Origin of the sequence: Paraburkholderia phytofirmans PsJN (assembly GCF_000020125.1) — a bacterium.
GTDB lineage: Bacteria > Pseudomonadota > Gammaproteobacteria > Burkholderiales > Burkholderiaceae > Paraburkholderia > Paraburkholderia phytofirmans.
In genome coordinates, this window is the sequence record NC_010676.1 from 2,797,798 (window position 1) to 2,822,836 (window position 25,039).

The 25,039-nt window shown below is 57.3% G+C and carries 23 protein-coding genes; 5 read left to right on the plus strand and 18 right to left on the minus strand.

Annotated features, from left to right (window positions below):
• Nucleotides 1-479 precede the first annotated feature (479 nt).
• From BPHYT_RS32215 to BPHYT_RS32225, 3 genes are all read right to left on the minus strand, one after another.
• Nucleotides 480-713 (minus strand): helix-turn-helix transcriptional regulator, encoded by a 234-nt coding sequence (locus BPHYT_RS32215; RefSeq protein ID WP_012428321.1) that lies wholly within the window; start codon nt 711-713, stop codon nt 480-482.
• 116 nt (nt 714-829) lie between these two features.
• Nucleotides 830-1,366, minus strand: coding sequence for a hypothetical protein (locus tag BPHYT_RS32220; RefSeq protein ID WP_012428322.1), 537 nt, complete (start codon nt 1,364-1,366; stop codon nt 830-832).
• A 237-nt stretch (nt 1,367-1,603) separates the two neighbouring features.
• Complete coding sequence (locus BPHYT_RS32225; protein WP_238535701.1) at nt 1,604-2,011, minus strand: ACT domain-containing protein; 408 nt, start codon at nt 2,009-2,011, stop codon at nt 1,604-1,606.
• Between the two features lie 205 nt (nt 2,012-2,216).
• Here BPHYT_RS32225 and BPHYT_RS32230 point away from each other — a divergent pair, with 205 nt between their 5' ends.
• Together BPHYT_RS32230 and BPHYT_RS32235 are read left to right on the plus strand one after the other, a co-directional pair.
• Nucleotides 2,217-3,161: a fatty acid desaturase family protein gene (locus BPHYT_RS32230; protein WP_012428324.1), complete on the plus strand. Its 945-nt coding sequence runs from the start codon at nt 2,217-2,219 to the stop codon at nt 3,159-3,161.
• Nucleotides 3,154-4,401, plus strand: coding sequence for an SLC5/6 family protein (locus BPHYT_RS32235; protein ID WP_012428325.1), 1,248 nt, complete (start codon nt 3,154-3,156; stop codon nt 4,399-4,401). The genes BPHYT_RS32230 and BPHYT_RS32235 overlap by 8 nt, the downstream gene beginning before the upstream one ends.
• A 609-nt stretch (nt 4,402-5,010) precedes the next feature.
• Here BPHYT_RS32235 and BPHYT_RS32240 read toward each other — a convergent pair.
• Nucleotides 5,011-5,943 (minus strand): HTH-type transcriptional regulator ArgP, encoded by a 933-nt coding sequence (locus BPHYT_RS32240; RefSeq protein WP_012428326.1) that lies wholly within the window; start codon nt 5,941-5,943, stop codon nt 5,011-5,013.
• Nucleotides 5,944-7,367: 1,424 nt separating this feature from the next.
• On the opposite strand from BPHYT_RS32240, the gene BPHYT_RS32250 reads away from it, so the two are divergent.
• From BPHYT_RS32250 to BPHYT_RS32260, 3 genes are all read left to right on the plus strand, one after another.
• On the plus strand, nt 7,368-8,912 hold the full coding sequence (locus BPHYT_RS32250; protein ID WP_012428327.1) for a methyl-accepting chemotaxis protein: 1,545 nt from the start codon (nt 7,368-7,370) through the stop codon (nt 8,910-8,912).
• Nucleotides 8,913-9,371: 459 nt separating this feature from the next.
• The gene (locus BPHYT_RS32255) at nt 9,372-9,602 is read left to right on the plus strand and encodes a hypothetical protein (RefSeq protein ID WP_012428328.1); all 231 of its coding nucleotides are present in this window, start codon (nt 9,372-9,374) and stop codon (nt 9,600-9,602) included.
• Nucleotides 9,603-9,681: 79 nt separating this feature from the next.
• Nucleotides 9,682-9,990, plus strand: a complete 309-nt coding sequence (locus BPHYT_RS32260) for a hypothetical protein (protein WP_012428329.1) — start codon at nt 9,682-9,684, stop codon at nt 9,988-9,990.
• Here BPHYT_RS32260 and tnpC read toward each other — a convergent pair.
• From tnpC to BPHYT_RS37675, 14 genes are all read right to left on the minus strand, one after another.
• Nucleotides 9,979-11,574 carry an IS66 family transposase gene (gene tnpC, locus BPHYT_RS32265; RefSeq protein WP_012428330.1) on the minus strand — a complete coding sequence of 532 codons (1,596 nt, stop codon included), beginning with the start codon at nt 11,572-11,574 and terminating at the stop codon, nt 9,979-9,981. The two genes, BPHYT_RS32260 and tnpC, sit on opposite strands and share 12 nt — an antisense overlap.
• The gene (gene tnpB, locus BPHYT_RS39755; protein WP_407669212.1) at nt 11,507-11,983 is read right to left on the minus strand and encodes an IS66 family insertion sequence element accessory protein TnpB; all 477 of its coding nucleotides are present in this window, start codon (nt 11,981-11,983) and stop codon (nt 11,507-11,509) included. The genes tnpC and tnpB overlap by 68 nt, the downstream gene beginning before the upstream one ends.
• The gene (gene tnpA / locus BPHYT_RS32270; RefSeq protein WP_012428331.1) at nt 11,968-12,405 is read right to left on the minus strand and encodes an IS66-like element accessory protein TnpA; all 438 of its coding nucleotides are present in this window, start codon (nt 12,403-12,405) and stop codon (nt 11,968-11,970) included. The genes tnpB and tnpA overlap by 16 nt, the downstream gene beginning before the upstream one ends.
• Before the next feature lie 895 nt (nt 12,406-13,300).
• Nucleotides 13,301-14,251, minus strand: coding sequence for a DUF979 domain-containing protein (locus BPHYT_RS32275; protein WP_012428332.1), 951 nt, complete (start codon nt 14,249-14,251; stop codon nt 13,301-13,303).
• On the minus strand, nt 14,248-14,985 hold the full coding sequence (locus BPHYT_RS32280; RefSeq protein WP_012428333.1) for a DUF969 domain-containing protein: 738 nt from the start codon (nt 14,983-14,985) through the stop codon (nt 14,248-14,250). Before BPHYT_RS32280 ends, BPHYT_RS32275 begins: the two co-directional genes overlap by 4 nt.
• A gap of 441 nt (nt 14,986-15,426) precedes the next feature.
• Nucleotides 15,427-16,617, minus strand: a complete 1,191-nt coding sequence (locus BPHYT_RS32285) for an amino acid aminotransferase (RefSeq protein ID WP_012428334.1) — start codon at nt 16,615-16,617, stop codon at nt 15,427-15,429.
• Nucleotides 16,618-16,723: 106 nt separating this feature from the next.
• Nucleotides 16,724-17,350 (minus strand): NAD/NADP octopine/nopaline dehydrogenase family protein, encoded by a 627-nt coding sequence (locus BPHYT_RS32290; RefSeq protein ID WP_167315784.1) that lies wholly within the window; start codon nt 17,348-17,350, stop codon nt 16,724-16,726.
• A gap of 149 nt (nt 17,351-17,499) precedes the next feature.
• Nucleotides 17,500-18,288, minus strand: coding sequence for an IS21-like element helper ATPase IstB (gene istB, locus BPHYT_RS32295; RefSeq protein ID WP_012428335.1), 789 nt, complete (start codon nt 18,286-18,288; stop codon nt 17,500-17,502).
• Between the two features lie 6 nt (nt 18,289-18,294).
• Nucleotides 18,295-19,812 (minus strand): IS21 family transposase, encoded by a 1,518-nt coding sequence (istA, locus tag BPHYT_RS32300; RefSeq protein WP_041758672.1) that lies wholly within the window; start codon nt 19,810-19,812, stop codon nt 18,295-18,297.
• 202 nt (nt 19,813-20,014) lie between these two features.
• Nucleotides 20,015-20,437 (minus strand): ketopantoate reductase family protein, encoded by a 423-nt coding sequence (locus BPHYT_RS39760; protein WP_041759336.1) that lies wholly within the window; start codon nt 20,435-20,437, stop codon nt 20,015-20,017.
• 154 nt (nt 20,438-20,591) lie between these two features.
• Nucleotides 20,592-21,779, minus strand: coding sequence for a porin (locus tag BPHYT_RS32310; protein WP_012428338.1), 1,188 nt, complete (start codon nt 21,777-21,779; stop codon nt 20,592-20,594).
• A gap of 181 nt (nt 21,780-21,960) precedes the next feature.
• Entirely contained in the window at nt 21,961-23,085 is a 1,125-nt protein-coding gene (locus BPHYT_RS32315; protein WP_012428339.1) for an NAD(P)/FAD-dependent oxidoreductase, read from the minus strand.
• The gene (locus BPHYT_RS32320; RefSeq protein WP_012428340.1) at nt 23,082-24,497 is read right to left on the minus strand and encodes an FAD/NAD(P)-dependent oxidoreductase; all 1,416 of its coding nucleotides are present in this window, start codon (nt 24,495-24,497) and stop codon (nt 23,082-23,084) included. The genes BPHYT_RS32315 and BPHYT_RS32320 overlap by 4 nt, the downstream gene beginning before the upstream one ends.
• Nucleotides 24,481-24,873 (minus strand): (2Fe-2S)-binding protein, encoded by a 393-nt coding sequence (locus tag BPHYT_RS37675; RefSeq protein WP_012428341.1) that lies wholly within the window; start codon nt 24,871-24,873, stop codon nt 24,481-24,483. Before BPHYT_RS37675 ends, BPHYT_RS32320 begins: the two co-directional genes overlap by 17 nt.
• Nucleotides 24,874-25,039 lie beyond the last annotated feature (166 nt).

Below are 25,039 nucleotides of genomic sequence, written 5' to 3' on the forward strand. Positions count from 1 at the left end.
GCAGGCCCGGGATCGGGCAACAACCGCCATGCTTCCACGCATCCGTCGATACGTCGGGGCCGCTCATGCGTACTCGGCCGTGCATGTCGCACATTGGCCGGAACAGGTTGTTGAATTACCCCCGGAGCTTTGCTACCAGAGCGCGGGGTCGTGCCGCATCATACGGCCGCGCTCGTTCCGGCATGCACCCGGACACTTCAATTCATGGTTTCTCCGCCAGCAGGCCCGCCAGCGCCTGCTTCGCGGATGACAGTTCAAGCTCATACCGGCGCCAAGGATGCCTTGGAATCCCAAGCCGGCGGCATATCACCTCGCGACCTGCGCGCCACAGGTACGCCATGCGTAAAAGGTCGCGCTGACGTACGGATAACCGCCGCCATGCACGCTCGATACAACCCGCATCTACCGGATCGTACGGACCGCGACCAGCGCTCGCCCAGTTATCCAGACGCGCATCAAGGGACCGTTGAGAGGCGCGCTCACACATCGCAGTCCTCATCGGCAGGCGGCAAGACGCGATACCCGGCAGGGTCTTCAAGAAATCGTTCGATATCCGATGCGCGCCAGCCCACCGCGCGCTCGCCAAGGCGGATTGGGCGCGGGAACGTGCCTTCCTGCATCCGCTGGTAGATCGTCGAACGCTTCAAACCAACTTCCCTTTCGACCTGCCCGCGCCGTAGGATTGCACCCGTTCCCCTTAACTGGACCGACATGGATAACCTCCCGCTGTTCTGTTCGAAAGAGTTCCTGCATGGGTCTCATTCAAGCAGTCGGGAAGCCTGACGGGCAATTCCGTCATATCGTCGGAAGTGCCCGTCGGAAGTCCGGTTCAGTGGTGGCGGCCATCTGACTCGTTGACCGAGTCGGGCCTCAAGGCAGCAGCAAAGGTTTGGGAACTACGCGACGCCTCGCCATTGGCCTGTCCCTTGAGCCCGAGTCTTGCATCGATTGCGCGCGCAACGGTAGACGATTTCGGCGGCCGGTCGGGTTCCCATTCCGTCCAGTACTCCCGCATGACTTCAAAGAGCGCCTCGAGCGTTCGCGTCAGGTGAGGAAGATGCACCGTCACGCCGTGCCCATGCTCAGCTACTACGGCCGGTGTGTCGTCGGCGACGGCGGTAGCGGTGAAAGGCAGGCGTTCGAGCCTGCGTTCAAGATGCGACGCCCAGACGTGATGCATCACCACGGTGCGGGAGATGGCAAGCTCCAGACGGGCGATACGGCGCTCGCGGCCCCTGAGACGGGTCGTCAGGCGCGCAATCAGAGCCTGCAATTCTTCGGTATGTCGCTGCCAGTATTCAAGCTCGGGCGTCGAGCCCTGATCCTGCGCCCCTTGCGCCGGGCGGCCATCAGTTGATTCGAACATGCTCCCTCCTCTCCAGCGCGGCTCGGGACCGTTCGATATCGCCGTCGATACCCCAATCTCGGCATGACAGGACATCCCTCCTTCGCAGGGGCCGCGCCATACCCCCAATCTTCCATTAATCTAATGATTGCCCGCACACACGGCAAGCCAAAGCCCACCCGGGATATAAAAGCTACTCGCCGTACAGAAAAAATAGCGGGCCTGAACTTCGTGCCCTCACATTGGAGCAAGTACGCGTCAGCCGGGCGACGCCGCGATTTCGAGCAGGAGCGTCATCGCTTCTTCTGCCCTGTCGACCGGCACGAGGATGTGATCGTGGTAGTAGCCCGCTACGACATTGCATGAGATACCCATCCCGGCGAGCCTGCGGCTGATCACCGCGATGAATCCGACCGCCTCGAGACTCGAATGGACCGACAGGGTGATAAGCCGAGCGTCGTAGGTAAAGGCGAGTCCGCGCCGCAGCGCTTCATCACGCTCGATGATCGCCGTCAGACCTTCGCGCTCGCGGATGATGCAGAAGGCCAGCAAGCCGGCCGGCAAGGTGAAGTCCGGAAACGAACAATAGACATAGGTCGCCTCCGCCATCACAGGACTAAGCGTCGCACACAGCTTTGCAAGGTCCTTTTCACTCAACTTTTCCACCCTCCTCAGATGGTGACGTTATGCCATTGTCTGAAGGGCACACGCGTCGTGAATTTAAAAATGCTGCACACCGGGCAGCATTTCTAACTGCCGCTGCCCGGACATGAATGACCGCATAAGATCAGATCAAAGCTTTTTCTGACACAGATACGCATTCAACGATCGGGGACCACCGGGGACTTCACGTAACCACAAGGAGCCTGCGATGAGATCACCCGCATCATCATCCGTTATTGCCGATCAGGCAGCCATGCACGCCGCTCTAGATTCAACGGGCATGGACTGGAGAACACCGCGCGCCAGAACATGGCGATCACTCTCGGACATCGCCGCAGACTGGGCAATCATATGCCTTACCGTCTGGATTGCCTACCGGATAGGGGTCTGGGCAAGTATCGCTGCGCTCTTCGTCATCGGCAACCGCCAGCGGGCGCTGGGTAACCTCCTGCACGAGGCCGGACACCAGAACTTAAGTAAAAGCCGCGACGTGAACGACCGGATCGCCTATGTCTTTCTTGCGCCACCACTCTTCAACGAGCTGACGCTGTATCGCTTTCAGCATGCCTGGCATCACGGTTCACTCGGCGATCCGGTTCACGATCCGGATTATCTTTCCAGCGTCACGCGCGCGGGCGATCACTGGTTCCGCGTCTACCTGCGCGTGCTGACTACCCCCTCCACGTGGGCCGGCTCAATTTTCGGGCACCTGATCAGCACGCGCCTCGCCCTGCGCCAGAAATTCGTCATCGTACTGTGGTGGGCCGCATGCGAAGCCCTTTTAGACATCACTATCGGGACGCATTTCGCACTGCTGTTTTTTGCGCTATGGATAGTTGCGCGCGCGACAGTGTTCCACGCCATCACAACGTTTCGCGAAATGACCGATCACTACGGACTCCAACCGGGCGGCATTTTCTCGTACACCCGTGACGTACCAGATCATGGCATCAGCTCGGTCTTCATGCACCCGCATCACAACGGGTATCACCTGACACATCACCTGTTTCCGCATATCCCTTATCCTGATCTTCCCGAATTTCACAGCCGCTTGAGACAGATTTCCGAGTTCAATCGACGCGCGATCATTTGCGAGACCTACATGTGGGGCAGTTGCGCCAGCGTAACGAAGTGGGAGGCAACTCATGCCTGAACGGACACTGAAGACGGTTCAGATGGCGAGCCTGCTGGTTTCCACGAGCTGCGGTACGGGGTTTCTCCTTGGCACCGGCGAACTCGCGCTCCATGGTGGCATGACAGGTTGTCTCTATGCAATTGCCAGCGCTTTGGGCCTGCTTGCGCTCGCCGCAGTCGCACGTGGCCTTTCGACAACGAGGCAATCCATCTGGGCAAGGTTTGACCAGATCTACGGTGCCTCAGTTGGCCGCGCAGTGGCCGTGCTGTCCCTTGTTTGGATGACCGGCGTGCTCGCCGCACAGATTCGGGGAGGAATAGCAATACTGACAATGGCAGGCATCGGCCCGACTTCCGCTCTTCTGATTGTTGACGGGTTGTTAATCTGCCTTTCGGCATTGCGACTGTCGTGGCTTGCTGCAGGGTTCGCGATCTGCATGCTCGCATGCAACGTCGTGCTCGTGCGCACGCTTTTCCTGACCGATGGACTCGATGTGTGGCTATCTGCTCCCGTGCAGTTTCTGGACGGACTTCGGGGCTCGACGCTTGACCATACAGGGTCCACGGTCGCCTTGGTCGTGCTCATGGTCATCTGTGGCGCAGACTATCAGCAGTTCCTACTAGCGGCGCGCACGCCGGCGATGGCGCGAAACGGGTGCCTTGTCGCGGCAGGGTTCGTGTTCCTGATCGGCTTCCTGCCAGCTTCCGCGGTAATCGCAGCCTCGCCGGTCTGGCATCTGCAGTTTCTTGCCGACCCCGTTCAAGTCATTCCTTTTGTGCTGATGCACACACTATCTGCATACGTACCCAGTACCGCAAGAGCGCTCGTCATCGTCGTTCTGCTCGCCACCGCCCTGGGTGCCGGCTGCTCGATTCTGAGGGCCATGACTGACGCTGCGGTCTCTCTCGGCCCGCACTCTGCCGCTCGGCCCATCTGGTCGCGCGTCCTATCGATTGCCCTCGGCACACTCGTAGCTAAGCATGGCCAGAGTCTGGTCGACATGATGGTCGACCTGAACATGGTCTACATTACCGCCGTCGGCCCTTTGCTAGGATTCGCGCTGCTGAACCGTCGAATTTCCGAGAAATGCGCTAAAGCGACGCTGGCGATTGGAGGAAGCATAGCAATCGCGATCTACTTCGCGCGGTGGACTGGCCTGACAACGGTCCCGGAGACCAATCCGCTGACCGTTTCCGTTCTTCCCCTGATCCTAATTTCAGTGCTGCTGTGGCGCCGCTCTACTGCCATGGATTCCTGACAGTTGGTTGGTCTACACCGACCGCATACACTACGCTGACGAACCGGTTGCGCTCGCGCAATCGCTCGGCGAGTTCTTTCGCCATCCGGCGCCAGAGGTCCAGATAGCGGGAACCGAGATCACTTAGCTGTGGCTCCGTGACCTTAGCCACGAGCGAGTCCTCAGCCGCGACTATCCGATCGCCACCGCGCTCGGCTTGGCGGTGCTCGCACTCGTTGCCCGTTCGCTCTGGACTGACGGCCAGTCTATCTGGACCCGATTTGATCAACGCTATGGTGCCTCAGTCGGGAGTCGTGTAGCGCTCCTTTCTCTCGTCTGGATGACCGGGGTGCTTGCCGCACAGATTCGCGGAGGATGCGCTCTGTTAGCCCTGATCGGTTTCACACCGACTGCGGCGGTGGTGTTGATCGACGCCACGTTGATTGCACTATCCAACGTGCGACTCTCATGGCTTTCCGCGGGCTTCGCGATCTGCATGCTTGCGAGCAACACAACGCGCCTGGGATCGCTCGTCGAAGCGGGCGGAATTGACTTCTGGCTTCACGGCGCATCCTCAAACGCACTCAACCAGTCGCCGGCGTTTCAACAACCTGCCCCTTCTCCCGGCGCTCAATCGGCTAGGGCACTCCCGTCCCACCTGTCAGGCGACTCTGATGACAATTGACCCAACGCCTGGCGTGCGTGTCGCATCACCATTTCACTGATCGCTCGCGCGGTAGGCGGTGCCTTCTCCCAGTGATGCCAATACAGGTCGATGGAAATCCTGTCCCGTGGTGCCAGCGCCACCAGACCTCCGGCTTCAATGAGCGGCTGAGCCTGCATGGTCGGCACAAGACCATATCCGACCCCGGTGCGCACCGCCATCAGCAAGGCCACCGGCGACGGAAAATAATGCGTCGCATAGCCGCCCACGGGAAAGCCAAGCAGGCGCTCGATGAAACCGGCATGTATGCCGTCCTTGCGATTGAACAGCACAGCCGGTGCAGCCAGGATATCGTGCAGATTGAGCCCGTGAGGAAAATGCGTCTGACAGAACGACGGCGTTGCCACGCACTCGTACGCCATTGCGCCAATCGCCTCTGCCACAAATCCGGTCGGCGCCCTGCTTGCCGTGGACACACAACCAATCGCCTGGCCGCGCGTCAACACGGGCAGCGTGAAATCCTGATCATCGACGATGAGTTCAAGCAAGCAACTGTCCTTTGCGATCGCGCAGGCAACAGGTTCGAACCATGTCGCCAGTGAATCTGCGTTCACCGCTATGGCAATCTTTGCTCGCCCGTCGGTGCCGGGCTTGATCTGCTGGAGTGTGTCTGCCTCCATCAGTTTGAGCGCCTGGGCGTGGCGAAGCACTGCTTCGCCCGCGGGTGTAGGCACATTCCCATCGCGTACGAGCAACGGCGCCCCCAACGCTTCTTCCAACGCGATGATTCGTTGTGAAACCGCCCCACGTGTCACATTTAACGTCTTAGCGGCAGCACCGAAATTCCGAAGTTCAACGACGGCACAAAACGTCTCGAGCTGTTGTCGATCAAAAGTCATGACTTTTTTGATATTGCCAAAAAACGGGCGACGTCACTATTTCAACGACCTTACTTAATACTCGACATCATCTGTCAACCGTGACGATACTAGCGTTCGCTAGGGCATTCGCAGGCTCGCCCGTTACCGAGGATATATGCCGCGACAGCGGCAACGACCTGCCCAACATACTCCGCTTTCGTCGTGATTTATGTTGACAAGTCCAGAACACACTTTACCCGACGGAACTTCGCAATCTTTCCGCGGGAGCTCTCATTAAATTTTTGCCCAAAAAAACCCCACTCGAACGTCGGCGGGACAACCGCGGACAAATCACCAAAGGACCCTGCTGATCACAAAGGCCCCAAATACTTACGTCGGAGCAGCATCTTGAAGTTTCCGGAACATTCAACACCTTCGAAAGTATTCGGTGACGAAGTTCGCGTCGCGATGCCCTGAATCTAATGCCGTCACCTCACCACGTCAAAGTCCAAAATGAGGAGTTCCTATTCTTTTTGGTTATGGGTCGGGGAAGACGCTCTAGCGTCGGGCACACAGGTCAGACTGCAACGACAAGAAACAGTCGATTCAGCATCTTTAAGCGTACTTTGCTATTCTTAACACCGACAAGCGGCGAAGCGCCTAGGGGTTCGTCAAATGCGCTGACAGGCGTAAGCGGTGTCGACAAACCTCAGGACCAGAGCGCCTTCCTCCTTTGCGAGGCAGCAACGATGGCACACCGCCCATTGAATGTCCATCCAGATGAAATCGTTCGACATCGTGGTGAGTAAACACTGCGCGTACAGCGTCAGCAACCCGAGCGCACAAAGCAGCGACCTCCCAGTCTCCTTGTATTCTGTATTGCCCCGCAAACTTCTTCATTCACATCGACATACCAGTAGTTCGTCTGTCGGGATCTGATTTTCATCTTGCAGTCGATACCGCGCGTCCAGAAACGGCTGGATGTGCATGAATCGCGATACCTTCGCTCTCTACGTGACAATCCGTGTGTCGAACTCACGAGTATTCGAAGGTGGAGCGCACCCTGTAGAAAGGGAACCCTTGGCCATCCCCTAAAAATATGGAAAGTGGCGCCACCAAAACCAATCGTCCAGCTTATAACCGGACAGAATAGGGTGGCCGATAAAAGATATTGGACTCTTTTGCATCTCGTCCTTAGATTGCCGTCCTAAGATCCGACCGAAAGACCGTTTTCAGAGACTACCGGCGACGCTAGAGAGTGGCTCGCGAGATCCTCCAAGACCAGAATGTGCGCGCTCATAGGCCTCCCATCGCCCTATTCCAACTACGGCCATCGTTCTCCACATGGTGTGCCGACTTCGCTCGGCGGACGCCGTTGAACATTGACGCTCCGAATCCAGATTGGACAGGTCGCGCCCCTAATCAATTCCGTCGTCCAAATCAACACATCACTAGGAATCTTCATGAAACGGTTCAGCTTGAACGCAAAACTATGGTCCGCTCTCGCCATGACGTGGATTGGTCTGCTTGCATTCGGTGGCTGGGCGACATCAGAGTTGCGCAGTGCCATGATTGCGGACCGGAAGATTGCGATTCAGAATGTAGTCGAGACTGCCTACGGCATCGTCGACGACTATGCAAAGTTGGTCGATAAGGGAAATTTGACCCTGAACGAAGCACAACATCAGGCGATGGCGAGATTGTCGACGATGCGCTACGGAACGAACGGTTTCATGGTAATCACAACATCAAAGCCGGTAGTTCTTATGCACGCGACTGTCGCTGACTTGCGTGACAAGGACGTCAGCGACTTCAAGGATTCAACGGGAAAACGGCTTTTTGTGGAAATGGTTAAGGTCGCTCAGAACGAAGGTCAAGGCTATGTCGATTACCTCGCTTCCGTTCCGAGTACCGGTGGCACAGTTCGAAAAACCACCTTCGTCAAGCGCTTTGCGCGATGGGACTGGTATCTGAGCTCTGGCCTATACATGAATGACATTGACTCGGCATTCGAATCGTATTTCGCGGAATATCTAGTCGTTATTCTGCTAATTGGTGCAGCAATTACGGCCGCCATGCTCAAGATTATCCGGAACGTCAAGCAAAGCCTCGGTGGTGAACCTGCTTATGCGGCGAGCATTGCAACAAACATCGCGGCTGGGGAGCTAAGAATGGACATTGCCTTAGCGGCGAATGACCGAAGCAGCATGATGTACGCCATGCAAAATATGCAAGGCAGGCTCACATCAACTGTGAAACGTATCCACGATGGCTCCGAGATCATTCTGCTGGCGGCCAAAGAGATTGCAAGCGGCAACCAGGACCTATCGGTGAGAACCGAGGAGCAGGCGGCGGCATTGGCAGAAACCGCAGCCAGCATGGAGCAGCTCACTGCGACAGTAAAACAGACTGCCGAGAATGCTCACCAGGCTAACGAACTCGGCGCTAATGCCTCGAAGATTGCCGAAGAAGGCGGCGATGTTGTCCGGCAGGTGGTGGACACAATGCAAAACATCGCATCCAGTTCGGAAAGAATCGCCCATATCATTTCGCTCATTGAGGGCATCGCTTTCCAGACAAACATTCTCGCACTGAATGCAGCAGTGGAGGCGGCTCGCGCCGGTGAACACGGAAGGGGCTTTGCTGTGGTCGCTGGCGAGGTGCGTAATCTGGCGAGCCGAAGCGCTGAAGCGGCAAAGGAAATCAAGGCGTTGATTGGGGAGTCCGTGGGCCAAGTTGATGCAGGTTCAGCGCTAGTCGAACGTGCCGGGAGCACAATGGCATCTGTCGTGCGCGCCGTTCAGCGTGTGACCTCCGTTATCGAAGAAATCGCAACCGCGTCAGAGGAGCAAAGCAAGGGCATTGAGCAGGTGAACGTTGCTATCGGCCAGATGGACCAGACCACGCAGCAAAACGCCGCGATGGTTGAAGAGGCATCTGCGGCGGCCCATTCGTTAGCAGAGCAAGCGGAGGAGTTGAAGAAGTCGGTCAGCGCATTTCGCGTATAACGCTCACCAACCGGAGAGCTGTCGTCTCTCAAGTTGGGGCGGCACTCTTCGCTGACCGTAGCTTGCGCCTCCCGCGTTAATTGCGACAGGCCACCTTTGCTAGTTGACGTACCGCCGACACGTGCTCACCCGCGTGATTACGATGTACATCCTGCATCAAAAGTCGCACGCTGTCAGAATACGCTGCAGTCGAGCCGCGACCAAGCCTTTGCCCCTCACTCACAAGGGCCCGTTAAAACTCGGAGATAAGTCGACCAACGTGACCAAAGGACAATACGACCGTATCGCATTACCCTACTATCAAGGTAAGCGTCCGACCAACGACGTATTGACCGAGGCTCCGCTTCGCCATAGAGATCTCTCCTGATCGCACTGCGGGTCGCCGGACTTGACGCGCTACGGCACCGTGTAAGATGACGCGTGTTGGTCAAGCGCCGGGCTTGAACGCGGATATCGGGAATGGACGTGCCAACGTTATTGGAATGCCTCGGGTCGCTCCCAAGCGATCTGGTGATGCGTGATCTCGCGGCAGTGCGGAATGAAGTTGCCACGGTTGCGGAGCATTTGGCTCGACTGCACAGGAATGAAGACGGATACGAGATCCGCAAGGAATCACGCAATTACGGTCGCACCGAAATCATCGCGATTGAGTTGATCGACGGTCCGGCCATCTATCGCCAGGTCGGATAGCGATTTCGCCGCCGAAGCTGTAAGTAAACCAACGCGGTGCGTGCTCTACCCTTGGACCGCGCTGATAAGACACGACATCATGCAAGACATTTTTGAACCCTGCCACGAACCTGCTCGTAGCATCTACCACGCGTTCCAGGCTGAAGCGACCAAACGCAAAGGACGCAGCATCGTCCAGTGGCAGGCTGCAGAATGCGATGCCGTCTTTCGCGAAGCAACGCCCCAAGCGCAGAAGCTCGGCCTGCGTGTTCCAACAATGGATGAAGTCGTCAGTGCGGAACGCTACGCGGCTGGGTCGATAGACTACGGCGCGAAGTGGTCTTATTGCGTTGTGGAGGAAATGCGTAAGGCTTTCCGAACTCCTTCGCTCGAGCAATCAAGGGAATAACCTGATTTGATCGGCAACGACCCACGGCAACAACTCGTCAACGCGATTGACTGGATGCTCCGCAATTCGGGTGATGACATGGCGTAAATAGGCCTCCGGATCCAGGCCATTCAGTTTTGCGGTGCCAACAAGGGTGTAAACAGCGGCACCTCGCTCGCCACCGCGATCGGAACCGAAGTGCAGGAAGTTCTTGCGCCCGAGGGCGACAGCGCGCAAGGCGCGTTCGGCCGCGTTGTTGTCGATTTCAACACGACCATCATCGACATACAGCTCGAGCGCCGCCCATTGATTCAGCGCGTAGTTGATGGCTTTTGCGGCATCCCCTTTTTGCGACACCGTGCTCAATGTCGAGCGCAGCCAAGTCTCGAACGAATCTAGCAGCGGACGTGCTTGCTCCTGCCTGACACGTTTACGTTTGTCGGGTGGCTTGCCTCGAATCGCAGCCTCGATTGCATACAGTTCGCCGATCCGTCGCAGCGCTTCGGTATTGACCTCGTTCTTTCGTGCGACGAACAGATCATGGAATTTGCGGCGTGCGTGTGCCATGCATCCCGCCTCGCGCACGTCACCGACTTCGTAGATCGCGTTATAACCAGCGAACGCGTCGGCCTGCAGCGCACCCTTGAAGTCCTTGAGGTGCGCCTGGGGATATTCACCGGCCCGTGATGGGCTGTATGCGAACCAAACCGCCGGAGCGTCCTTCGAGCCAGCCGGCCGGTCGTCCCGTATGTATGTCCAGAGTCGCGCGGTCCGGGTCTTGCCGTTACCAGGCTCGAGCACTGGCACCGGCGTGTCGTCGGCGTGGATCTTCGAGGCAGCCATCACGTACTGGCGAATGACCTCTACCAGTGGCCGGAGCAACGCGCTGCACGGACCGACCCAGTCCGCGAGTGTCGAACGGCTGAGCTCCACGCCATCGCGCGCGTAAATCACGGGCTGCCGATACAGAGGAAGGTGGTCGCAAAATTTGCCAACCAGGACGTGTGCGAGTAGTCCGGGGCCTGGAATGCCTCGATCGATCGGCCGACCGGGCGGCGGCGCCTGCACAATGCAGTCACAACAGGTACAGGCCTTCTTGAGCCGCCGGTGACGAATTACACGCCAATGCCCGGGTACATAGTCAAGTTGCTCGGCAACGTCTTCGCCAAGCTCACCAAGGGCGCTGCCGCATTGCGGACAGCACGCATCATCGGGCAGGTGAACAACGTCGATGCGCTGCAGATGATCTGGAAGCGGTTTGCGTCCCGTCGACTTGCGACCTTCGGGTCGAGACCGTATCGGTGCGTCGACGTTTGCCGCGCCGTCGTCAGCCTGCAGATCTTCAAGGCGTAGTTCCAACTGTTCAATCTGGCGGTCGATTTTCTCCGACTTGCGCCCGAACTGCATGCGCTGGAGCTTCGCGATCCAAAGCTTCAGGTGCTCAATCTCGAGCGCCCGGTCCGAGAGCGTCTTCTGAAGCGTTGTGAGAGTGTCGCGCAGATTCGCAAGATCGTTCCCACGCTCACGTAACGCCATCTCACGCGCAAGCAGGAGAGCCTTCAGGGCCTCGACGTCGTCTGGAAGGATAGCGTCGCTGGATTCCATGCAGGCAGCATACGCTCGTGCGATGCGCCAGACGCGCGTTGTCACACACGTTTACAAAGCGCTGCGGGGTCGGGCTGCATCGATCGGGTGACGCCAGTCGAACCTCGAGAAGAAGCGCGAGTTGAGCACCGGTCAGAGAGACAACGCCGCCATCAGCACGCGGCCACGCAAAGCGTCCACGCTCCAGGCGTTTGGCGAATAGACATAGCCCACCGTCACCCCAATACAGGCACTTGGTGCGGTCGCCTCGTTTGCCCCTGAACACAAAGATGTGCCCGCAGAATGGATCTTTTGCCAGAACGGTCTGCACTTTCGCCGCAAGGCCATCGAAGCCGCAGCGCATGTCCGTAGATCCGGCCGCAACCCAGATTCGCGTGTTTGCCGGCGGACCGATCAACGACTCAGGCACTGGATCACCACGCGCAGCGTCTCAAGATGAACGCTCCCTTCGACGTGCACGTCTCCTCGCGACAGTTGGATCCGTATCCTGCCGGGCACTGGTGCTGCAGGTCCAGATGCTGACGGATCGCCGACGCAGCTGCCGCTAGCCTCATTCACGGTGATCCGCAGCAAAGCACATTCGCCACCGTCGACGCCAAGACGTCCATCGAGATACTGCTTGCGCCAATCGAACACCTGATTCGCGCTTACTTTGTGACTGCGCGCAATCTCTGCAACCGAACCGCCACCGGATAGCGTCTCCTCAACGATCTGACGCTTCTCGTCCGGTGTACGCCGTCGATACTTGCGGGCGGGCTTGACTTCGGTGAATTCGGTCACTGTGTCCATGATCCTTTGTGACACAGTCAAATTTGTGCCTTCGGTAAGCATGGCGGCACCTTCATCAGAGGTCTATACGGTCACCATCGGACGGATACCTATCAAGGCGATAGACACATGGCCGTCGGCCACTCTTGAGGCTATAAATGTTTCAGAGCCCAAGCTTCTTGGGGGTGAACGTCCGCAGATCGGCAATCACACTTCAATGTTGGAGGAAGTTCAGACTCTTCTTAGCGGGACTGGGACGGACGACGCTGTTGGGGCTTTTGGGAAAATGCTGGGATATCTTGGCCCAGGCACGATGCGTAATGGACTTCTGATGTGTGTTTATTCACCCACTATGAAACAAGCATTCTCCTTAGGGCCCGCAGGGTATCATGCGCTCTGTGAATGGTTACTTGCGCATCCACGCACCAACGAACCAGCACTCGTAGCGAGAATTGACCAAATCAATCAGGCTCGCGACGATGAAGCGAAAACAAGGCAGAAAGGCGCGCGGGTTCGGAGCGCAACGTCTGCCGCTTCGCCCCGTTTGCAAAAAGGCCACACATCTTGACCGCCAATGAATCGAGATTGTCAAACTTTGCAGAATAGCAAGACAGACACAAGAGGTAAGAAGGTGGAACGTAGAGGTCGAGACTCTGCCGTCAAGCCCTGCGCTCAGATAGGGCTGATTTGAGTTCAAGTAGTCCTGACACGACTGCGCCTCGTGTAAGCAGGCCAACACGTCCTCCCTCCGGAACTACCGAAAGCCTTTCGCTTCGGGGGCTGCCCGATACTGCCGCCGCATGCTGGCAGAGCCGAGCCAAGGATTACAGAGAAAGCAGACCGCCGCCAAGTAGAGGCTCGGTGCTGTCTTTGCGAATGATTACAGGCTGCTGTGGGGGTAGCTGGGCCACGCGAAACAGAGCCGTAGCCCAACTATGCTGCCAGGGAAGAGCACGACTTAAATCGAGAAGTAGAGCAAGCCCATGATAACGGCAATCGTACAAATGGCAGTTGGCGTTTGAACCCGAATAACAGCGTACTTGTCTGGAATGTCCAGTAGAGCGGCCGGAATCAAATTGAAGTGTGCGGCCATCGGGGTCATCAAGGTGCCTGCATATCCGGCGAAGAATCCGAGTGCCGCGACAACCGCCGGGTTCCCACCAAAACCGTGAATGAGAACCGGCACTCCAACCCCGCTAAGCATGAGCGGAAATGATGCTGCTGCCCCGCCCAGAATCATCGTGAATAAGGCCATGCCAATGCAATAGACAGCAACAGCAACCCAGAGTAAGTCTGTTGCTACGTAGTGATTTACCAAGTACGCGCTGGCACCGCCGACGCCAGTTTTCTGAAAAACCGCAGCCAACACTGCAAGCATCTGAGGCAGTACGAGGGTCCAGGCGATGGCATCCGTCATGTCCCGCGATTGCTTTACTGCTTGAGGCACGGTGTCCTTCACCACAATGCACGCTAACAGCAATGCAAGTATGCAGCCAATGCCGAACGCAGCTAACGTCGTGTTAGCGGGGTCAAAAAGCTGCTTGCCGAAGAGTTTCGTATGCTCCAGAAACATCGTGCCAGCTAACGTGCAGAGCGGAATCACGAACAGCGGAACAAGAAGCCTCCACCGCAACCGCAACGCGGTCGCTTCGCGAACCGAAGCGTCTAAGCGGCTCGGCGTAGACCTCTTGAGCCCGCCACACGCTGCGATGGCACTTAGCCCGAGTAACTGTGCACCGACGCTCGCAGGAGGCATCCTGTCGCCCGCGATGAAGAGCAGACCAAGGTCGGTCCAAAATGCAACTGCCAGTAGACGCCTAGGGTGGGCCTTATCAAACAGAATGACGGCAGCAGTCGCCAACAGTAAAGCGCCACCAAGCCAATAGAAATATTCAGATGAAAATATCATGAACGACACTCCTGGTTCACGGCCGGCACCTTTGTCTGTTCAAGCGAACGTTTAATGTCACGCTCCAGCCACGCGTCTAGTCGGTAGAGGCGAAAAGAATGAATCAAAAAGACGCATATTGCTGTTGGGATGCCAGCGAACGCAATTTGTATTGCACTTACTTCAATACCCGCAGTTCGGAGAGCCGCTTGCATAAACAGCACGCCGCCAAAAGCGATGAAAATATCCTCGCCGAAGAATAAGCCAATATTGTCGCTAGCAGCGGCAAACGCTCTAATGCGATGCGCCTGATGAGGTGCAAGCTTCCCATGCTGCGATTCGGCGACACTCTCGGCCATCGGCGCGATTAGTGGTCTCACCATTTGAGCTTGACCGCCTAAACTCACTAGCCCAACGGAGGCGGATGTTTCGCGCACGAAGAGGTAACAAATGAGGAATCGTCCCGTAGTTGCGGCTCGGACCTTCCCGATTGCGGTTTGCACGAACTCTCGTAATCCATGACGCTCCAGGAGACCGATAATAGGCAGCGGGAGAAGCGTAATCAGGGGAAGATTTCTGAACTTTATGAAAGCAACACCCATCACTGCCAAAATATCGTGGAACGACATTTTAGCCAGGAAGCCAGTAATTACTGCTGCCACTGATACAATCATCATCGGATTGAGCCGGAGGATAAATCCGACTGCAACCACGGCGACGCCGATTAGGGGCCAGAAATTTATGGCGGTATTCATGGTCTGTCTGCCTAGTTACACAGCCGCTCGTTTTTCGGCGAAGTGTGTGTTGAATAAGTGTCCCGTGCCGCAATTTTTATATAACTGCAGCGTCAGCGGCGCCGCAGTTATTTGCTCGTAAATACAACGTTCCGCCGAGTGTGCAGACGCCAATTTTCTCTGTCAAAGTCCGATTCCATCTAGACCCATTCTGAGCGGTTATGGCTCCTGCTTCGCTGTCGAAGCATAGTGCTAAGAAGTTTGTCAAACGGCCCGATGCGCGAGCTACCCGGTTTTCCGCGGCCACGCGCTGAGATGTGAGTTGCAGCTTCTACCGGGATGGGGATGCGAGCCATCAGGTTATTCACCCGCAACTCCCTCATGCCAGCACCCGAAGCCGAAGCGGTGTTCGTGGATTGGCTACATCGGCTTCGAGTCTCTATTGGGCAACTGTCATTGCCCCTAGCGCATGAGCTCGACCAGTCCTCTCGCCACATATTCCACGTTACCGGCGTTCAGCCCGGCAATGCAGATTCTTCCGCTGGAGACCGCGTAAATTCCGTAGTCGGCGCGCAAGGCGAAGACCTGCTTTTCGCTCAGCCCCGTGTAAGCGAACATTCCCTTCTGTTCGACGATGTAGTCGAAGTTTCGGGAAGGCAATGCCTCTGTGAGCGAAACGTGCAATCGTTGACGCATTTGAACAATGCGACTACGAATCGCCTCGAGCTCAGAAGTCCACTCTGCTCGCAGAGATGCATCGCCCAAGACAGTGCTGACCAATCGCATCCCGTGTGTGGGCGGCGATGAGTAGTTGCGACGAACCGCGAGCTTGACACGACCAAGAACGTTGTCGCGTTCGGTTTCGACAGCACAATGGACCAACAAGGTGCCGCACCGCTCGCCGTAGAGTGAGAAGTTCTTCGAAAAGGAGTTACTTACCAGAAAGTTCAAACCGCGCCGTGCGAGCTCACGGATGACGAACGCATCTTCGTTCAATCCATCACCGAAGCCCTGATAGGCCGCGTCGACAAAAGGAATCAGGCCGCGCTTCTCAATCAAGTCAAGAATCGTCGTCCATTGTGCTCGGCTCGGGTCAACCCCTGTCGGGTTGTGACAACAGGCATGGAGCAGAACGATGTCCTTTGCCTTGGTCTGCTCAAGGTCCAAGAGCAAACCATCAAAATCGAGGCCTTTTGTCGCTGGGTCATAGTAGCGATAGGCAGCGACTGAAAATCCGGCACCCTCAAAGATTCCGAAGTGATTGTCCCAGGTAGGATTTGAAACGTAGACTACGCTCTCGGGGAAATGTACCTTGAGGAAATCCGCGCCGACTTTGAGTGCTCCACTGCCGCCAATAGTTTGCACCGTCGCCAACGACTGAAACACTGACGGGGACGCCTCGCCGAAAAGAAGACTCGCGACCTGAGACCTATAAGTAGCATCGCCCTCGATTGGCAAGTACGTAGCTGGCGCACCGTTTGCCGTTACGCTAGCCGCCGCTTGTCGCACCGAGTGCAGGACAGGGATTCTTCCGTCCTCGTCGTAATATATGCCGACGCCAAGGTTCACCTTCTTTGGGTTGGCATCTTTGGCAAATGTCTCCATCAGCCCGAGAATTGGGTCGCCTGCGTAGGGTTGAACATGTGCAAACATCAAACATTCCTAGAAAAATGGCATGGAGAAGTATAGACAGCGTGCTCCGTCCATCGCGGTAGCAGTGGACTTGGTTTAGTGATGCCTGGCGAAGTCCATCGACCAGCTAGTTGGCAACGTAGCCTTTCTGTAGCGCATCGAACAGCAGCCCGCGCTGAGAGAACTCATCATGGAGTAATTCAAGCAAAGGGTTCCCGGCTCTGAAGTCTCTTTTACGGATGGCCGAGAAAATATCGATTGCTGCAGTATGCAGGGGCATAGGCACGCCAACCATTCGCCCAAGCATCTCCAGTGGAAAGAGACCGAAAGGGACGTCTTCGTCAATAAAGCGCGTGTCCAGTGTGTTCGGTCCCTTCGCATCAGGCCGAGCCTTGTACACGACCTCGGCCATTTCATGCACCTCTCCAGGACTTGTACCGAAAGAAGCAACATAGTGGTCCTGTATGGTCCTCACTTGAACACCCAGACTCTCTGCGAGCCCGAGCCGCTCCGCGTCCATGGCCTGTATGAGAGCCCCCACGGCGGGCGTAATATCGTGATTAGCCCAACTCTCGCCGCGCTCAGCACGTGTGAGGTTTCCCAGCATATTCGCCGCGTGGACTGGTGGATTCAGATTGCTCAGCGTGAGTGCGAGTAGATTTTCACGGACCGCGAAGCGGTCCCCAAAAATGGCTCGACATACTTCAAGGGACTCACTGCCTCGCCTTGTCGGAACAGCGGCGATATCGACCACCGAACGAATCGTCGACACCTGCACCGAGGTTGCTGAGGCCTTACGCGCTGTCGCCAGAGTGGTCTGTCACGGATCGGCGTATTGACGCCGGGGATGATCGCCGTAATGGCGCCAGTTTGAAGTGAAGTAAAACGCGGATTCGAACGGACTCAAGGATGCGTTTTTTTGGTTGATTTCGCAAGTCGTGTCTGGTCGGGTTCAGGCAATGGCCTGGGCGTGCGGAAGCTGTCACCATCGAGCACGATACGATAGGCGCCGTGTCGCAGGCGATCGAGTGTGGCGGCGCCGAGGATGCGGTTGCCGGCAAACGCATCGCCCCATTCGCTGAAGTCGAGGTTACTGGTCAGGATCGTCGCAGCGGTCTCGTACCTTTCCGCGATCAGGTCGTGGAAGTCTTCATCCTGCGGCGAGCGCAGCGGCTTGAGCGCGAAGTCGTCGACGATGAGAACCGGTACGCTGGCAAGCTGTTTCAGTTTGCGCTCATAGGTACCGGTCGCGCGCGCTGCCTGCAGACTGTTCAACAGCCGGGTCTGCGTGGCGAACACGACATCACGTCCTTGCCGGGCGGCGCAATTGCCGAGTGCCTGGGCCAGGTGCGACTTGCCGGTACCGGTTGGTCCGGCAATCAGAATCGCGACCTTCTCATCGATATAGCGACCGGTAGCGAGGTCGTGGATATGGGTTCGATTCAGGTTCGGCAGCCGGTCGAAGTCGAACGTTTCGAGGGTCTTGCCCATTGCGAAGCCAGCGCGGGCCAGGCGGGTGCGCAGCTTCTTCTGATCACGTCGGGCGACTTCGTCGTGCAGCAGCATGGCGAGGAACTCCGTGTACGCGAGCTGGCCGTCGATGGCCTGCCGGTTGCGCTGCTCAAGGGAATCGAGCACGCCGGACAGGCGCAACTGCTTGAGGGTTGTGTTCAGTTCAGGACTGGGGTTCATGGGCGTTTAGTGGATCAGCAGGGATTGGAGATTGCGACCGAAGCGGCCGCCGTTGACGTAGGTATCGGTGAGCGTTTGCGGGGACTCTGCGATGGGCTCGCTCTCCAGACCTTTGTCCAGAATCGTCTTGACCGTTCGCCACCTGGGACTGGCATGGGCCAGCGCCCGTTCGCATGCGGCATCCAGCCGCGCGTCACCCACCTTGCCGCGAAGCCGGACGATGCCCTGCGCACCGCGCAGGTTGACGAGTACCTCATCGTTGAAGAGCGCCAGAATCAGCGCGTGGCAGGCAGGACCGATTTCTTTGGCCTGCGCCAGACACCATTGCGGATCGTGTTCGAGCCACGCCTGCGCTGCCGGCGGCTGATGATCGCGGACGGTTGAGCGTGCGCCTGGCTTGCGCAGCCGGGGATGGGTGGCAACGAGTTCGTGCTGATGGAACAGCTGCACGACCGTGTCTGTCGACTTCACCCACAGCGTCTTGCCGACCAGGGCGAACGGCACCGAGTAGAGCGCCTTGTGATGCTGGATGTGAGCGTCACGATGAACGGTGACCGTGGACCATGCGGCGAGCACGGGCGGTACATCGGGCAGCGCCGTCAATAGCGGCTTCTCGATGGCGAAGCGCGCCAGCGGCTGTTCGCGTGTCGTGCCGTGTTCACGAACGCTGGCTTCCCGCATGATCCATTCGCGCAGTTGCCGATTGGCATCCGGCAGATCACGAAACGCGCGCAGCGGCATGAAGGACTTCTTGACGTATTTGACGCCCGATTCAACGACGCCCTTCTTCTGCGGGTCGTGCGGAGGACAGGCATCGATCCTGAAGCCATATCCTTCAGCGAGGCCCGCGTAGGAGCGCTGGACCTCGGGGTCGTACGTGCATGCCCTGATGATCGCGCACTTCGCGTTGTCGATGATGATTCGCCCGGGGCAGCCGCCGAACCACTCGAAGGCGCGCCGGTGGCAGGCCAGCCACGTCTCGATGGTCTGATCGAACACGAGTTCGACATACTGATGACGCGACCAGCATAGCGTCATGACGAAGAACCACGTCTTGAGCGTGTGACCTGATTCGTGGATGAGCGCTGGACCGGCGCCGAAGTCGACCTGCGCGGCATCGGCCGGCGGGAAGTCCAGAATCGTTGTCGCCGTGACATTACGTTCGGCGCCCAGATGCTTCAGGAAGCGGCGCACCGCCGAATAGCTGCCGGTGTAGCCATGGTTGCGCTTGAGCGCGCTGTGAATCGTTGTGCCCTGTACGTCAGCGTCAAACCAGCTACTGATCTGCTCGCGAAAGGGTTCGAGTGTCGACACGCAGGTACTGGGCAGGTGCGGCGTGCGGCCGAACTGACCTGCGATCACGGTGTCTTGCGGCAGCGGCCGCGCCGGATCGAGCCAGCCGAGCTCTTGCGCGGTGCGCCTTACCGCGGTGAGCTTCTTGCGGCCCATGAGCCCGGCGCGCGCTATGTCGCGGTCGGAATCGCCTTGCCGCATACGGACAAGGACTTGGCGGTACTCAAACAATTCGAACCTCCGGTTGGCCATGGGCGCTCCGCTCAGAAAAGAGCGAAGCGTACCCAGTTGGGAAAGTTCGAACCGCGTTCTGCTACACGGCGCAGGTGGCGCCTATACGCCGATCATCGGATGGCGCCATTACGGCGATCATGGACTGGCTCCATTGCGCCGATCCTGCGCTGGCGCCTATGCGCCGATCATCAATTGGCTCCTATACGGCGATCCGTGACATGGTCGACCAGCCACATACAAGCGGATATACACTTCGGGTTGCGAGGAGCTTGGTGAGGTAGACGGCCGCGAGGGAACTGTGCGAACTGAAAATGATGCAGTGTGTTTCTCTAATATAAGGCGCCAGTGCATTGATGACTGGAAGGAACGCGTTCGCCGGGGTCGCAATTACCAAAACGTCCGACTCGTCCGCCGCTTGTCTCGCCGTTGCGAAGGCACGCATTGGAAACGAACCGGAAATCTTTCCTCCTGAGTCAAGCCGACCGGATTGTCCGAACTGGCCCTGCAAGGAGCCGCTCGGCGACCAGATTTGTACGTCGCGCTGAGCGCTCGCCAGCATCGCGTAGTACGCACATCCGATTGCGCTGTTCCCAATAATGCATACCTTCACGCTCTCTCCCACGAATTGTTTTCAGTCTGCCATCGCTAAATGTCAGCGAGTCTGAAGTTGTAGGGACCCACAGCCCACTGCATCTCGACACTTTCTAGATGACGTAAATGCGTGCCGTCGACTAAGGGTGAGACGGGCTCACCCAAGTCGTAAGAATTCATGTCGCTTAAAAGAGGTGACGAATCCCCACACGTGCGGTGAATTGGTTCGGCCCCGACGAGCCGGTCAGCCCGTTGATTGCCGCGACCGCGGGGACCATGGCAGTACCAGCGGAATTCGCTGCGTAACCACTCGCATGTTGATACACGCCGGTCACGTAGACGTCCGTACGCTTGGACAAGAAGTAGTCCACGCCAGCGGAGCCCTGGTTGTACTTTGCTGCGGAGAAGCCGTTGATGCTGCCTGCACGCAGATAGTCGTATGCGACACCGACGAGGAGTGCGGGGGTGAACTGATATTTGAAATTCACTTCAAAGTTATTGAAGCCGGCCGTCTGTCCACGGAACGCCGACGGGTAGGACTGTCCGAGGTTGTAGAACTTGATGTTGGAGTACGTGCCGCCAATGGTGGCCGCACCGAATGTGTACGCGGCGCCCGTGCCGATTACTTGGTACGTGTGGGCGGAGCCGTATCCGTTATATACGGGCGACGGAAGATTGGAAATGCTCGGATTGACTGTACCCGAAGTACTGTTCCCGAAAAACCCCGCGTTCGCATTCCTCGCGTTTAAATATGCCGCGGCGACTACGAGCGGACCGTTGGCATACTGCCCGCCGAATGAATAAACCTGATTCCTGGTGACGTCTCCCGCTACCCCGCCAAGGCTATACATGCCACCAAACCTGAAACCGGCAAAGGCTTTGCTTGTGTACTTGATAGCATTATTGGTCCGAAACTGATTGTTGAAGTTGTCGATATCTCCCGGGTGCGCGGCGATGTAGCCACCCCATTGGTCGCCTGCTTCCAATGGCCCAAGATTGTCGACCACCGAATCATACTGTCGACCAAGTGTGACAGTGCCATAGGGGCTTTCCAGGCCAACGTAGGCTTGCCGACCGAAACCAAGTCCGCCTTGCGAAAGTTTCCCTGTACTCGCATCAAATCCGCTTTCCAAGCGAAATACCGTCTTGTAACCTCCACCAAGGTCTTCCGCTCCTTTCAGTCCCCATCGACTGCCTTGCATCACGCCGCTGTTCAGCAAGTATTGATGTTTGCCAGCGACATTCGTGTACATGCTGAAGCCTTCGTCGATGAGGCCATACAGCGTTACGCTTCCCTGAGCGTGGACCAAACTCGGCATAGCGCACGCTGCTGCAATCGTACACCCCAAACCCAAAACCGCACTCTTCTTCATCTTTCTCCCCTACGATAGGTTTGCAATTTGTCCTGCTACGGAAATATGTGTCTTTTGATAACAAAACTACGATGAAGCCGAGGCATCCAAAATTCAAACCTACGGCCACATTTGATATGTATAACTAATTTATTTATTCTGAATGGTTCGGCTTATACCCTTGACTCAACTGCAGATATTTTCAAGCGGCAACGTGCATCAACCGACTTGCCTGAAGACCTTCGATATCTCGGGTTGTCGAGCCTCGATGGACAAGGTCAGCCATGATGGCCCCAACGACCGGGACCAACGCAAAGCCGTGGCCTGAGAATCCATATGCGTGGAAAACCCCGGGACCGTTTTCCGACGCGCCAATAATCGGCAGATGGTCTGATGTCGTCGCCTCGAGCCCTGCCCACGTGCGCACTATCCGGACTTCCCTTACGGAAGGAAACAACGTGACTGCGTCCTTCGCGCCTTTGGCAAGCCGCCCAAATCTAACGTGAGAAGTTTCTGCCGGAAGGTCTGCATCTCCCTGGATGCCCCCGCCGATGACGAGTCCACCTTGGTCTGCTTGCTTGAAGGACAGTTGCCGACCATAGCTCGAGACAACTGGCGCAAGAAACGGATTCAACCGTTCGGTGACCATCATCATGGAGGCCTTGAGCCCCATCGGAATATCGTCGCCCACCATCTTGGCGATTTCGCTGCCCCAAGCTCCGGCGGCGTTCACAATCATCGGAACCGTCGTCGTCCCGCCATCGCTCTTGGTAATTGTCCAATCGAGACCGGTTCGCTCGATAGAGCTCACGCCACAGCCTTCCGAGATGGTCACGCCTTCCAAAAGGCACGACTTGCGAAACGCGGCTATTGTTCTGTGTGGGTCCGCAGCGCCATCTCCAGGGGTGAATGCGGCCCCAAGGCACCTAACCCCGAGTGCCGGGACGCGTCGTTTCACCTCGGCCGGGTCAATCATGACCTCATGCTTGTAGCCGTTGGCGTGAAGACGATTCACGCCTTGCAACAGCGCGTCCAGCGCTTTCTCGTGCTCGGCAATTCGCATCTGACCGTTCGCCGCAAAACCACAGTCGTCTCCAACAAGCTTTTCGATATTTCTCCACATCTCGAGCGCTTCCAACGAGACCTGAAGTTCAGCCATGTCTCGACCGAGCGCGCGCACCCCCGCTGCGGTAGCGCCAGATGAGTGTCGACCCGACCAGGACCTCTCAAGGACCAAAACACGCAGGGACCTACGCGTAAGGTGCAGTGCTGCCGACAATCCGTGGAGACCACCACCGACAACGGCGACGTCAAAGATATGTTTCATACGCTCGTCTTACTGTTTTCGCTGATATCTAGTGACGCAAGCTCGTCCAGAGTCAGCGGCTTGAGCGGCGGTCGAACTCGATAGAAACCTACTTCGCGAACAGGCTTATGCTGAGTCGCGGCAATGAGATTGCTAACGGTGTATCCACACTGCCGGCCCTGACAAGGCCCCATGCCCGCTCGAATAAGCGACTTGATTCGGTCCGGCGAAGTAGTGCCAGACATCGCTGCCTCGCGAACTTCCTGGGCCCGTAGTTCCTCGCAGCGGCATACGATAGTTTCGTCAGCCGGCGACGTAACCTCTTGCCGAAGTGTGTAGCGCGAGTCGAGCATCGGTCGCGTAGCCAACTGCTTTTTCAGGCTCTTGCGCAAGGGCACGCTCAAGCTTACCGCAGCCTCATCAGTCAGCAGGTCGAGGTCTTTCGCGATGCCAATCGCAGCCAGTTCTCCTTTCGTGACGGCCGCCGCTGCTCCGCCGATGCCTGCGCCATCGCCTGCGACAAAAATCCCTGGACTTGTTGTCTTCCCCCATTCATTCGTTTCTGGCACCAAGCAATGCTGAGTGGGGTGCCAACGGTGCTTGCAACCAATAACTTGGGCGACATGTATTGACGGCACGACTCCTTCGTGAACAAGGAGCAGTTGCGCAAGCACTTTGCGAGTCGTGCCGCTTGCCATACCATATTCAACATGAGCAAGATGTCCGTCGAGTCCCGCGACCGCGCGCACGGTCGAGACACCTTTCTCAATTTTCACTCCCGCCGTGCGCAGCTCGTTCATCCATCGCAGACCTTTCACGAGGTCTTTCCAACCGGTCAACGCTTCCAGAAGATGAGGGACGGTACGCCGGAAAGCACCCGGTGGCGTCGTATCCAACCAACCGGCAACGGAACCACCGGCCCGCAGAAGCTGAGCAATGTAAAGCAAGGGCAGAGGCCCGCTACCGGCAATCCAAACCGGCGAATCAGGAACTTCTCCGCTGGACTTCAGGAGAATTTGCGCTGCGCCGACCGTCATGACGCCAGGCGTTGTCCATCCTTGGAAAGGAGCGGGTCGCTCCTGGGCTCCGGTCGCAACGAGGATGCGGTTGGCATCATGACTACGAGCGACACCATCTCTCGTAGAGAAAACTTCCCAGCCGGGCTCAATTTGCCAGACGCGTGAATTCGGCTCATATGTCACGCCACTTCGACGAAACTCGGCGATATAACTGGCACCTTTGCGATACTCGTCTCCGAGTACATCGGCAACGGCGCTGTTTTTTCGGGCTTCAACTGCACGCCATATCTGGCCGCCGGGGGCAGGCTGCTCGTCCAGGACAAGTACGGACAGACCTAGTTTTGATGCACGAATAGCCGCCGCGACACCGGCGGGGCCTGCCCCAATGATTGCCAGGTCAAATCTTTTTTTCATCGCGTACCGCCTCGTCTTCTCGCGGAGGAGCAGCCTCCCGTTCACCATCTTCCGTAAAATCGCGTCCGGAACACACCTCGAGCTCAACTGTGCGTCGACCGCGCTGACGCTCCACGCACATGCCGTCGCGAACCGTGGTTAAGCAGGTTTGAACAGACGCAATGCCGTCAACCACGGCGAGACATTCAAAGCAAACTCCCATCATGCAATAGGGCGCGCGAAGCATTCCGCTCACCGGCGTCTGTCTTGTTAGAAGGACGGCACGACGCATGAGCACGCCAGCGACTGTCTCACCCTCCATAGCGCCAACCGCCTCTCCGTCCACGGTTATCTGAAGCGTGTCGGCCAACGAAGGGTCTTGCAGCTTCCGAAACATTGATAGCCTTTTCTAAAAACAGTCCTGATGTACGAGCACCGTGGACGCAACAACGAAGCTCCCGGTGATTTGATGGCGCATCAGCTCTTACGCTTTTAATGCTGCAAACCTCGGCATCACTTGAATTGTTAGCAGCGTCTGCATGACCCCGTTGCAGTTCTATGTT